The organism is Streptomyces sp. NPDC044984, assembly GCF_040646935.1.
Lineage (GTDB): Bacteria > Actinomycetota > Actinomycetes > Streptomycetales > Streptomycetaceae > Streptomyces.
The window spans coordinates 61,294-72,181 of record NZ_JBEZBE010000029.1 but is presented as its reverse complement, the minus strand read 5'-3'; the positions used below and the strand labels follow the sequence as shown (position 1 = coordinate 72,181).

Below are 10,888 nucleotides of genomic sequence, written 5' to 3'. Positions count from 1 at the left end.
GCGGTGCTCAGTGCGCGGCGCCCACCACCAGCCAGACGAACAGCGCGCCCGCGATCGTGCACAGCAGGGTGGAGCGGGCCGGGTGTGCGTGGTGGGCCTCGGGCAGGATCTCGGCCGCCGCGAGGTAGAGCAGGGCCCCGCCGAACAGGCCGAGGTAGCCGCCGAGCAGCGGTTCCGGGAGGGTGAAGAACAGCGTCGACGCCGCGCCGGCGACCGGTGCCGCCGCGTCCGCGAACAGCATCGTCAGCGCGCGGCGGCGGGCGTTGCCGTAGACGCGCGTGAGCGTGTACGTGTTGAAGCCGTCCGCGAAGTCGTGGGCGACCACGGCCACCGCGACGGCGGCGCCCATGCCGCCGCCGACCTGGAAGGCCGCGCCGATCGCCACGCCGTCCATGGCGCTGTGGCCGACCATCGCGGCGGCGGCGGTGAGGCCCACCTCGGGCGTGCGGCCGTTCCGCTCCTCGGCGCCGTGCGCGGCCTGCCGGTGGGCCAGCAGGCGTTCCACCAGATGGGCCAGCAGGAAACCGGCGACGAAGAACAGCAGGGCCGCGGGGACGCCGTACACCTCGGTGCCGGCCGCCTCCAGGGACTCCGGGAGGAGTTCGAGGCCGACGACGCCGAGCATCAGGCCGCCGGCCAGGCCCAGCACCAGGTGGCGGCGGTCGGTCACGCGGTGCGCCGCCCAGCCGCCGGCCAGCGTCATCAGGAACGCGCCGAGCGCGACGAGGACCGCCATGGGTTCTTCGTATCCGATCGGCGGCCGGTCGCGCACGCGTGACAGCCGCTCACCGCCCACCGACTTTGACCACCCACAGGAGAGGACCCATTCCCATGGCCGACGCCCCCACCGGCAAGGTGACCTTCGTCGGGGCCGGGCCCGGCGCCGCCGATCTGCTGACGTTCCGCGCCGCCCGCGCCATCGCCGAGGCCGATGTCGTGATCTGGGCCGCCAGCCTGGTGCAGGAGGAGGTCCTCCAGCACGCTCGGGAGGGCGCGGAGATCCTCGACTCGGCGACGATGTCCCTGGAGGACGTCGTGGCCGTCTACGAGCGGGCCCGCGCGGAGGGGCTGAGGGTCGCGCGGATCCATTCGGGCGACCCCGCGCTGTGGGGCGGGACGCAGGAGCAGGTCGACCGGTGCGCGGAGCTCGGCATCGCGACGGAGATCGTGCCCGGGGTGTCGTCCTTCTCGGCCGTCGCGGCGCTCGCGCAGCGCGAGCTGACCATTCCCGAGGTGGCGCAGTCGGTCGTGCTGACCCGGCTCGGCGGCGGCAAGACGCCGATGCCGCCGGGTGAGGAGGTCCGTGAGTTCGCGCGGCACGGCACCACCATGGCTGTCTTCCTGTCGGCCGCCCGCAGCGGGCAGCTGGTGCGGGAGCTGCTGGAGGGCGGCTATCCGACGTCCACGCCGGTCGTCGTCGCGTACCAGGCGACCTGGCCGGAGGAGCTGGTCGTGAAGTGCACGATCGGCACGCTGGAGGAGACGGTCAAGGAGCACAAGCTGTGGAAGCACACGCTGTTCCTGGTCGGTCCGGCCCTCGGCGCGCACGGCACCCGCTCGCACCTGTACCACCCGGGTCACTTCCACGGTTTCCGCAAGGCCGATCCCGAGGCGCGCCGGGCGTTGCGTTCGCGGGGTGCGAGCACGTGATCACCGTCGTCGGGATGGGGGCCGGGGCGCCGGTCGGCGACGAGGTGACGGCGGGGGCGGAACTGGTCGTCGGCGGGCGGCGGCACCTGGACGCCGTACGGCTGCCGGCGGGGGCCGAGCGGGTCGTGCTCGGGCCGCTGGCGCCCGCGCTCGACACCGTGGGGAAGTACGTCGCCGAGGAGCGGCCGGTGGTGGTGCTGGCCTCCGGGGACCCCGGGTTCTTCGGGATCGTGCGGGCGCTGGCCGAGCGGTTCGGGCCGGAGCGGCTCGACGTGCGGCCCGGGGTCTCCTCCGTGTCCGCCGCGTTCGCGCGGACCGGACTGACGTGGGACGACGCCGTGGTGGTCAGCGCGCACGGGCGGGATCCGCGTACGGCGGTGAACCTGTGCCGGGCGCATCCGAAGGTCGCCGTGCTGACGGGTCCCGGGGCGGGTCCGGCCGAGCTGGGGGCGGCGCTGCGGGACACCGGGCGCGTGCTGGTCGTCGCCTCCGCGCTCGGTTCCGCGGAGGAGCGGGTGGAGCGGGTGACGCCCGCCGAGGCCGCCGCGCGGGACTGGGGTGCGGCGGTGAACGTGGTGCTGTGCCTGGACGAGGCGCGGGCGCTCGGGCCCGTGCGGACCGTCGCGGGCGGCGTGGGGCGGCCCGCCGGCTGGGCGCTGGACGAGGCGGAGTTCGACCACCGCGACTCCATGATCACCAAGTTCGAGGTGCGGGCCCTGGCCCTGGCCCGGCTCGGGCCGCGCCCCGGTGAGCTGGTGTGGGACGTCGGCGCGGGGTCGGGGTCCGTGGCCGTGGAGTGCGCGCGGCTGGGGGCCGCCGTCACCGCCGTCGAGAAGGCGGCGGACGGGGTGGAGCGGGTCCGCGCCAACGCCGCCGCGCACGGGGTCGACGTGCGCGTGGTGCACGGGGCGGCGCCGGACGTGCTGGCCGGTCTCGACGAGGAACCCGACGCGGTGTTCGTCGGCGGGGGCGGGCGGGAGCTGCCGGCCGTCGTCACGGCGTGCGCGCGGCGGGCCCGGCGGACCGTGGTGGTCGCCATGGCGGCCCTCGACCGGGTGCCGGCGGCCCGTGCGGCGCTGACGGACGCCGGTTTCTCCTGCGACGGCGTGCTGGTGCAGTCGTCGCGGCTCGCGCCGCTGCCCGGGGACGTGACCCGGCTGGCGGCGACCAATCCCGTTTTCCTGCTGTGGGGCGTCAGGCTCCCGGCGCACAAAGAAGGAGTCGACGAGTGATCGGCCTCATCTCCGCCACCGCCGCCGGAGCGGCCGCGCGGGACCGGCTGGCCGCCGTGTGGCCGGACCGCACGCGTGTGTACGAGGGTCCCGTGCCGGACGCCGTACGGGCCGCGTTCGCCGAGTGCGAGCAGCTCGTGTGCTTCCTCGCCACGGGGGCCGTGGTGCGGCTGGTGGCACCGCTGCTGGACGACAAGGCGAGCGACCCGGGTGTGGTCTGCGTCGACGAGGGCGGACGGTTCGCGGTGTCGCTGGTCGGCGGGCACGGCGGCGGGGCGAACGAGCTGGCCCGCGCGGTCGGCGAGGTGCTGGGCGCCGAGCCGGTGGTGACGACGGCGACCGACGCGGCCGGTCTGCCGGGTCTGGACACCCTCGGTCTGCCGGTGGAGGGGAACGTCGCCGCCGTGTCGCGGGCCCTGCTGGACGGCGAGGCGGTGGCGCTGCGCGCCGAGGTGGCCTGGCCGCTGCCGCCGTTGCCGGTCGCGGACGCGGGGGCGTACACGATCCGGGTCACGGACCGGCTGGTCGAGCCGGGCGAGCGGGAGGCGGTGCTGCGGCCGCCCACGCTCGTCGTCGGCGTCGGCGCCTCGAAGGGCGCCCCCGCGGACGAGGTGCTCGGTCTGGTCGAGGACGCCCTGCGCGAGGCGGGACTGTCGGCGGCGTCGGTCGCCGGGCTGGCCACCGTGGACGCCAAGGCCGACGAGCCCGGCATCGTGGCGGCGGCCCGGCGGCTCGGGGTGCCGCTGGTGACGTACGCGGCCGAGGAGCTGGCGCGGGTCGAGGTGCCCAACCCGTCGGACGCGCCGCTGGCCGCCGTCGGCACCCCGTCGGTCGCGGAGGCCGCCGCGCTGGTGGGCGGCGGCGAACTGCTCGTGCCCAAGCGGAAGTCGGCGGCGCGGCCCGCGATGGCGACCTGTGCCGTCGTACGGCGGCCGGGGCGCGGGCGGCTCGCGGTGGTGGGGCTGGGGCCGGGTGCCCGGGACCTGCTCACCCCGCGGGCGAAGGCCGAACTGCGGCGCGCCTCCGTGCTGGTGGGGCTCGACCAGTACGTCGACCAGATCCGCGATCTGCTGCGGCCGGGCACACGGGTGCTGGAGTCGGGGCTCGGGGCGGAGGAGGAGCGGGCCCGCACGGCCGTCGCCGAGGCCCGGCGCGGGCAGGCGGTCGCGCTGATCGGCAGCGGGGACGCCGGGGTGTACGCCATGGCGTCCCCGGCGCTCGCGGAGGCGTCCGACGACATCGACGTGGTCGGGGTGCCCGGGGTGACGGCGGCGCTGGCGGCCGGGGCGGTCCTGGGGGCGCCGCTGGGCCACGACCACGTGTCGATCAGCCTGTCCGACCTGCACACGCCGTGGGAGGTCATCGAGCGGCGGGTGCGGGCGGCGGCCGAGGCGGACCTCGTGGTGACGTTCTACAACCCGCGCAGCCGGGGCCGTGACTGGCAGCTGCCGAAGGCGCTCGCGATCCTCGCGGAGCACCGGGCGCCGGCGACGCCGGTCGGGGTGGTGCGCAACGCGTCCCGCGCCGACGAGTCGAGCCGGCTGACCACGCTGGCCGCGCTGGACCCGGCGACGGTCGACATGATGACGGTCGTGACCGTGGGCAACACGGCGACCCGTGAGATCGCGGGGCGCATGGTCACCCCGCGTGGCTACCGCTGGCAGGAGGAGGCGCGGTGAACCGCGTGGTGCACCCCATCGAGCAGGAGTCCTTCCGGCGGCTGCGGGCCCGTCTGGACACCTCGCACTTCCCGCCGCTGACCCGGGCGGTCGTGGAGCGGGTCATCCACTCCGCGGCCGACCTGGAGTACGCCTCCGACCTCGTCATGGACGAGGGCGAGTTGGCCAAGGCGCACGCCGCGCTGCACGCCGGGGCGCCGGTCGTGGCGGACGTGGAGATGGTCGCGGCCGGGATCACCCGGCGGGAGACCGTGTGCCGGCTGAGGGACGCGAAGTCCGGGCCGGGGCTGACGCGTTCGGCGCACGCCGTGCGGCTGGCGTACGAGGAGGTCGGGCCCGGCGCCCTGTGGGTGATCGGCTGCGCGCCGACCGCCCTGGAGGAACTGCTGACCCTGGACGCATCCCCCGCGCTCGTCATCGGGCTGCCCGTCGGTTTCGTCGGGGCGGCCGAGTCCAAGGCCGCGTTGCGGGAGAGCGGGCTGCCCGCCGTGAGCAACGTGTCCGAGAAGGGCGGGTCGGCGGTCGCCGCCGCCGCGCTCAACGCCCTGCTGTACCACCCCCTTTCGACCGAGGAGAACCTGTGACCACCCCGCCCGCCCTGCTCATCGCCGGCCACGGCACCCGGGACGACGCCGGAGCGGAGGCGTTCCGTGACTTCGTGCGGGAGCTGGGGCGCCGCCACCCCGGGCTGCCCGTCGCGGGCGGCTTCATCGAGCTGTCCCCGCCGCCGCTGGGCGAGGCCGTCGCCGAGCTGGTGGAGCGGGGGGCGCGGCGGTTCGCCGCCGTGCCGCTGATGCTGGTGTCCGCCGGGCACGCCAAGGGGGACATCCCGGCCGCGCTGGCCCGCGAGAAGGAACGGCACCCCGGGATCTCGTACACCTACGGCCGTCCGCTGGGCCCGCACCCCGTGCTGCTGAGCGTGCTGGAGCGGCGGCTGGCGGAGGCGGTCGACCCCTCCTGGGACCCCGCCGAGGTGACCGTGCTCCTGGTGGGGCGCGGGTCGACGGACCCGGACGCCAACGCCGAGGTGTTCAAGGCGGCGCGGCTGCTGTGGGAGGGGCGCGGGTACGCGGGCGTGGAGACGGCGTTCGTGTCGCTGGCGGCGCCGGACGTGCCGGGCGGCCTGGACCGCTGCGCGCGGCTGGGGGCGCGCAGGGTCGTGGTCCTGCCGTACTTCCTGTTCACCGGGATCCTGCCGGACCGGGTGCGGCAGCAGACCGAGGAGTGGGCGGCGGCGCACCCGGGGACGGAGGTGCGCTCCGCGGACGTCATCGGGCCCGAGCCGGAGCTGCTGGATCTGGTGTGGGAGCGGTACGAGGAGGCGGTGAAGGGTGATCTGCGGATGAACTGCGACTCGTGCGTGTACCGGATCGCGCTGCCCGGCTTCGAGGACAAGGTGGGGCAGCCGCAGCAGCCGCACTTCCACCCGGACGACGACGGCCACCACCATCACGGGCACGGCCACGGCCACGCGCACTCCCATGCGCACTGAGCCGGCGGACGGCGGGCACGATCTGCGCCACCACGGGGACGCCGAGGTCCGCGACGACGGCTCCGCGCTGGTCGACCTCGCGGTGAACGTCCGCGCGGACACGCCTCCGGGGTGGCTGCGGGAGCACATCGCCGGGTCGCTGTCGGGGCTCGCCGCCTACCCGGACGGGCGGGCCGCGCGGGCGGCGGTGGCGGCGCGGCACGGGCTGCCGGTGGAGCGGGTGCTGCTGACGGCCGGGGCGGCGGAGGCGTTCGTGCTGCTGGCGCGGGCGCTGAAGGTGCGGCGGCCGGTGGTGGTGCATCCGCAGTTCACCGAGCCGGAGGCGGCGCTGCGGGACGCCGGGCACACGGTGGACCGGGTGCTGCTGCGGGAGGCGGACGGCTTCCGGCTGGACCCGGCGGCGGTGCCGGAGGACGCGGACCTGGTGGTGATCGGCAACCCGACGAACCCGACGTCGGTGCTGCACCCGGCCGCCGCCGTCGCCGGGCTGGCCCGCCCCGGGCGGACACTGGTGGTGGACGAGGCGTTCATGGACGCGGTGCCGGGCGAGCGCGAGGCGCTGGCCGGGCGGACGGACGTCCCCGGTCTCGTCGTCCTGCGCAGCCTCACCAAGACGTGGGGCCTCGCGGGGCTGCGCGTCGGCTACGTCCTGGCGGCCCCGGAGACCGTCGCGGACCTGGAGCGGGCGCAGCCGCTGTGGCCGGTGTCCACGCCGGCGCTGGCGGCGGCGGAGGCGTGCGTGGGGGCGGCGGCACTCGCGGAGGCGGCCGGCGCGGCCCGCCTCGTCGCGGCGGACCGCGCGCATCTGGTGGCGGGGCTGCGGGAGTTCGCCGGCCACGGGCTGCGGGTCGTGGAGCCCGCCGAGGGGCCCTTCGTCCTGGTCCGGCTGCCGCACGCGGCGGCGGTACGGCGACGGTTGCGCGTTCTCGGCTACGCGGTGCGCCGCGGGGACACGTTCCCGGGGCTGGGCGAGGAGTGGCTGCGGCTGGCGGTGCGGGACCGGGGGACGGTGGACGGGTTCCTGGGCGCGCTGGGGCAGGTGCTGGGAGCAGCCTGATCCGCCCCCGCCGCCCCTTCCCGTCCCGAACCCGGGGCTCCGCCCCGGACCCCGCCCCTCGGACGCTGGAGGGGCTGGTTTCAGCGCCCGGCGTCCGAGGGGCGGGGACGAGCGATCGTGCGCCCACCACGGTTCCGGTTCCGGGGCACGGCGCCCGCCCTATCCGACCACGCGCCCGTTGAGCACCACCCGGCGCGGATCCGTCAGCACGCGGACGTCCGCGCGCGGGTCGGAGTCGTAGACCACCAGGTCCGCCGGGGCGCCCTCCTCCAGGCCGGGGCGGCCCAGCCAGGCGCGGGCCGCCCAGGTCCCGGCGGCCAGCGCCTCGACCGGCGGAATGCCGGCCTTGGCCAGTTCCGCGACCTCCTCGGCCGCCAGGCCGTGCGGGAGGGTGCCGCCGGCGTCCGTGCCGACGAACACCGGGACGCCGGCGTCGTAGGCGGAGCGCACGGTGTCGTAGCGGCGTGCGTGGAGCCGGCGCATATGGGCCGACCAGCGGGGGAACCTGGACTCGCCGCCGTCGGCGAGTGCCGGGAAGGTGGCGATGTTGACGAGGGTGGGGACGATCGCGACGCCCCGTTCGGCGAAGAGGGGGATGGTGTCGTCGGTGAGGCCCGTGGCGTGCTCGACGCAGTCGATGCCGGCCTCGACCAGGTCCCGCAGGGAGTCCTCGGCGAAGCAGTGCGCGGTGACGCGGGCGCCCAGCCGGTGCGCCTCGGCGATGGCCGCCTCGACGGCGCCGCGCGGCCAGCAGGCGGACAGGTCGCCCAGGTCGCGGTCGATCCAGTCGCCGACCAGCTTCACCCAGCCGTCGCCGCGCCGGGCCTCCTGGGCGACGTACGCGGCGAGGTCGTCGGGTTCGACCTCCCAGGCGTAGTTCCGGATGTAGCGGCGGGTGCGGGCGATGTGCCGGCCGGCCCGGATGATCTTCGGGAGGTCGTCGCGGCCGTCGATCCAGCGGGTGTCGGAGGGCGAGCCCGCGTCGCGCAGCAGCAGGGCGCCGGCGTCGCGGTCGGTGAGCGCCTGCTTCTCGGCGACGTCCGCGGGGACCGCGCCGTGCCGGTCGAGGCCCACGTGGCAGTGGGCGTCGACCAGGCCGGGCAGTGCCCAGCCGGTGACGGCGCGGATGTCGCGGGCGCCGGCGGGACGGTCGTAGGAGATCCGCCCGTCGACGACCCACAGTTCGTCGCGGACCTCGTCCGGGCCGACGAGGATCCGCCCCTTCACGTGCAGCACCGCTCGTTCGCTCATATCCGGCACCCTAGTGAGACGCTACCCGGGCCCGCCCACCTGGTCCGAGGTCTCCTCCTCCACGTCCGCCATGGCGGGGTCGAGGAGGCGGGAAAGGAAGTGGCGGGTGCGTTCGTGCCGGGGGCGGCCGATGACCTGCTCGGGGGTGCCGTCCTCGACGATCACTCCGCCGTCCATGAAGACGACCCGGTCGGCGACCTCGCGGGCGAAGGTCATCTCGTGGGTGACGACCATCATCGTCATGCCCTCGTCCGCGAGCATCCGCATGACGGCGAGGACGTCGCCGACCAGCTCGGGGTCGAGGGCCGAGGTCGGCTCGTCGAACAGCATCACCTCGGGGCCCATGGCCAGCGCGCGGGCGATGGCGACGCGCTGCTGCTGGCCGCCGGAGAGGGAGGACGGGTAGGCGTCGGCCTTCTCGGCCAGCCCGACCCGCCGGAGGTTCTCGGCGGCCACCTTCGCCGCCTGCGCCTTGTCCCGTCCCAGCACCCTGCGCTGCGGCAGCGTGAGGTTCTCGGTCACCGTGAGGTGCGGGAAGAGGTTGAACTGCTGGAAGACCATGCCGATGCGGCGGCGTACGGCGTCGATGTCGACGTCCGGGTCGGTGAGTTCGGTGCCGCCGACGAAGACCTGGCCCTCGGTGGGCTCCTCCAGGAGGTTCACGCACCGCAGCAGGGTCGACTTGCCCGACCCGGACGGGCCGATCACGCAGACGACCTCGCCCTGGCCGATCTCCAGGTCGATGCCGCGCAGCACCTGGTTGTCGCCGAAGGACTTGTGCAGACCGCTGACGCGGATCTCCGGCCGGCTCGGGGTCATTTGACGGCCTCCTGGGCCTTGGCCTCCATGCGGCGCACGACGAAGCCGAGCGGGATGGTGATCAGCAGGTAGCACAGCCCGGCCACCAGGATGGGGGTGGAGTTGGCGGTCTGGCTGGCGAGGTCGCGACCGTACTTGGAGAGTTCGCGTTCCTCGAGGGTGACGCCGAGGAACAGCACCAGCGAGGAGTCCTTGAAGAGCAGGACGAGTTCGTTGGTGAGCGGCGGGAGGATGATCCGGAAGGCCTGCGGGATGATGATGGAGACCATGGCCCGGGCGGGCGAGAAGCCCAGCGAACGGGCCGCCTCCAGCTGTCCCTTGGGCACGGCCTGGATGCCGGCCCGGATCGTCTCCGCCATGTACGCGGCGGCCACCAGGCCGAGCGCGAGGGCGACCTTGCCGTAGGTGCCGCCGATGATCTCCGTGCCGGGGAAGGCGAGCGGTACGGCGACGCCGATGAAGATGAAGATCAGCAGGGCGGGCAGGCCGCGGAAGATCTCGATGTAGATGCCGGCCAGCCAGCGGTAGGGCCCGACGGACGACAGCCGCATCAGCGCGATCACCATGCCGAGGGCGAGTCCGACGGCGAAGCCGGTGACCGTGTAGAGCACGGTGTTCTTCAGCGCCAGGGTGATGACCTCGGGGAACATCCGCTCGGCGATGTCGGCCTGCGCGAACTGGTTCTGCAGCCGGTCCCAGTCGGCCGCGACCGCGAAGGCGATCACGGCCGCGACGAAGACGGCGTACTGGATGCCGCGCGACAGGCTGCGCTTCTGGCGCCGGGTCAGGCCCTTCTTCTTCGGCTGGAGTCGCTGCTTCTCCGTGTCGGTCATGGGATCAGGACGCGGCCGGCGAGGCGGCGGACTCGTCGTACGGGCCGATCCACTGCTCGTAGAGCTTCTTGTAGGTGCCGTCGGCCTTGGCGTCGGCGAGCGCCTTGTCGACGGCCTCGCGCAGTGCCGTGTTGCCCTTCTTCACCGTGAAGCCGTACTGCTCGCCGGTGTCGATCTGCTCGGCGACCTCGAAGGCGTCGGCGTTGGCCTTGTCCTTCAGCCAGCCCTGGACGACCGGGTAGTCGATGACGACGGCCTTGACCTGGCCGGTGCGCAGGCCGTTGAGGACGGCGTCGGAGGACTCGAAGGAGACCGGGTCGAAGCCCTGCCCCTTGACGTAGTCCTCGCCGGTGGTCTGCGCCTGGGCGCCCAGCTTGACGTTCTTCGACTTCACGTCGGCGAGGGAGGTGACGCCGCTCTTCTTGTCGACGAGGACGGCCTGGGTGGCGTTGAAGTACGGGTCGGAGAAGTCGACGTTCTTCTTCCGCTCCTCGGTGATGGTCATGCCGGCCGCGGCCAGGTCGCACTCGCCGGAGTTGAGGAAGGCGCCGGTCTTGAAGTTCTCGAAGGGCGTGTCGAGGATCTCCTGCCGCACGCCCAGGTCGTCGGCGACCAGGTCGATCAGCGCGACGTCGAAGCCCTGCACCTTGCCGTCGATCTCCGACTGGAAGGGCGGGTACGGGAGGTGGGTGCAGGTGGTGAGCTGCCCTCCCTTGACGAGTTCGACCCCGCCGGCGGCGGTCTTCGAGCCGCTGCCTCCGTCGTCGCTGGAGGTGCAGGCGGACAGGAGGACCAGCCCGGCCGTCGCGGTGGTGGCGGCCAGCACACGGGTCCGGCGGCCGAGGAGCGTCTTCACGGGAGCCTCCTGTCAGGGA

11 protein-coding genes are annotated in these 10,888 nt (G+C 74.7%); 6 read left to right on the top strand and 5 right to left on the bottom strand.

Annotated elements, in window-relative coordinates; all coding sequences use genetic code 11:
* Positions 1–7: 7 nt before the first annotated feature.
* Complete coding sequence (locus tag AB0A94_RS28030; protein WP_361748677.1) at positions 8–736, bottom strand: ZIP family metal transporter; 729 nt, start codon at positions 734–736, stop codon at positions 8–10.
* A gap of 95 nt (positions 737–831) precedes the next feature.
* On the opposite strand from AB0A94_RS28030, the gene cobM reads away from it, so the two are divergent.
* Genes cobM through cobC form a run of 6 tightly spaced genes read left to right on the top strand, consistent with a single transcriptional unit; the run spans position 832 to position 7,110 of the window.
* Entirely contained in the window at positions 832–1,650 is an 819-nt protein-coding gene (gene cobM / locus AB0A94_RS28025; protein ID WP_361748676.1) for a precorrin-4 C(11)-methyltransferase, read from the top strand.
* Positions 1,647–2,882 (top strand): precorrin-6y C5,15-methyltransferase (decarboxylating) subunit CbiE, encoded by a 1,236-nt coding sequence (gene cbiE / locus AB0A94_RS28020; RefSeq protein ID WP_361748675.1) that lies wholly within the window; start codon positions 1,647–1,649, stop codon positions 2,880–2,882. The genes cobM and cbiE overlap by 4 nt, the downstream gene beginning before the upstream one ends.
* The gene (gene cobJ, locus AB0A94_RS28015; protein ID WP_361748674.1) at positions 2,879–4,561 is read left to right on the top strand and encodes a precorrin-3B C(17)-methyltransferase; all 1,683 of its coding nucleotides are present in this window, start codon (positions 2,879–2,881) and stop codon (positions 4,559–4,561) included. The genes cbiE and cobJ overlap by 4 nt, the downstream gene beginning before the upstream one ends.
* Positions 4,558–5,145: a precorrin-8X methylmutase gene (locus AB0A94_RS28010; protein WP_361748673.1), complete on the top strand. Its 588-nt coding sequence runs from the start codon at positions 4,558–4,560 to the stop codon at positions 5,143–5,145. Before cobJ ends, AB0A94_RS28010 begins: the two co-directional genes overlap by 4 nt.
* The gene (locus tag AB0A94_RS28005) at positions 5,142–6,053 is read left to right on the top strand and encodes a sirohydrochlorin chelatase (RefSeq protein WP_361748671.1); all 912 of its coding nucleotides are present in this window, start codon (positions 5,142–5,144) and stop codon (positions 6,051–6,053) included. Before AB0A94_RS28010 ends, AB0A94_RS28005 begins: the two co-directional genes overlap by 4 nt.
* On the top strand, positions 6,043–7,110 hold the full coding sequence (gene cobC, locus AB0A94_RS28000; RefSeq protein ID WP_361748670.1) for an Rv2231c family pyridoxal phosphate-dependent protein CobC: 1,068 nt from the start codon (positions 6,043–6,045) through the stop codon (positions 7,108–7,110). The genes AB0A94_RS28005 and cobC overlap by 11 nt, the downstream gene beginning before the upstream one ends.
* Before the next feature lie 159 nt (positions 7,111–7,269).
* Here cobC and AB0A94_RS27995 read toward each other — a convergent pair whose 3' ends face one another.
* The 4 genes from AB0A94_RS27995 to AB0A94_RS27980 are packed head-to-tail and all read right to left on the bottom strand — an operon-like array spanning position 7,270 to position 10,869.
* Positions 7,270–8,361 carry an amidohydrolase family protein gene (locus AB0A94_RS27995; protein ID WP_361748669.1) on the bottom strand — a complete coding sequence of 364 codons (1,092 nt, stop codon included), beginning with the start codon at positions 8,359–8,361 and terminating at the stop codon, positions 7,270–7,272.
* Positions 8,362–8,382: 21 nt separating this feature from the next.
* Positions 8,383–9,180, bottom strand: a complete 798-nt coding sequence (locus AB0A94_RS27990; RefSeq protein ID WP_361748668.1) for an amino acid ABC transporter ATP-binding protein — start codon at positions 9,178–9,180, stop codon at positions 8,383–8,385.
* A complete protein-coding gene (locus tag AB0A94_RS27985; RefSeq protein WP_361748666.1) occupies positions 9,177–10,013 on the bottom strand; it encodes an amino acid ABC transporter permease in 837 nt (278 codons plus the stop codon). Before AB0A94_RS27985 ends, AB0A94_RS27990 begins: the two co-directional genes overlap by 4 nt.
* Positions 10,014–10,017: 4 nt before the next feature.
* Complete coding sequence (locus AB0A94_RS27980) at positions 10,018–10,869, bottom strand: ABC transporter substrate-binding protein (RefSeq protein ID WP_361748665.1); 852 nt, start codon at positions 10,867–10,869, stop codon at positions 10,018–10,020.
* Positions 10,870–10,888 lie beyond the last annotated feature (19 nt).

What these genes read in the sequence shown, in the direction of transcription:
- AB0A94_RS28030 (WP_361748677.1), bottom strand. Translation starts at nt 736, where the DNA reads ATGGCGGTCCTCGTCGCGCTCGGCGCGTTCCTGATGACGCTGGCCGGC.
- cobM (WP_361748676.1), top strand. Translation starts at nt 832, where the DNA reads ATGGCCGACGCCCCCACCGGCAAGGTGACCTTCGTCGGGGCCGGGCCC.
- cobC (WP_361748670.1), top strand. Translation starts at nt 6,043, where the DNA reads ATGCGCACTGAGCCGGCGGACGGCGGGCACGATCTGCGCCACCACGGG.
- AB0A94_RS27995 (WP_361748669.1), bottom strand. Translation starts at nt 8,361, where the DNA reads ATGAGCGAACGAGCGGTGCTGCACGTGAAGGGGCGGATCCTCGTCGGC.
- AB0A94_RS27990 (WP_361748668.1), bottom strand. Translation starts at nt 9,180, where the DNA reads ATGACCCCGAGCCGGCCGGAGATCCGCGTCAGCGGTCTGCACAAGTCC.
- AB0A94_RS27985 (WP_361748666.1), bottom strand. Translation starts at nt 10,013, where the DNA reads ATGACCGACACGGAGAAGCAGCGACTCCAGCCGAAGAAGAAGGGCCTG.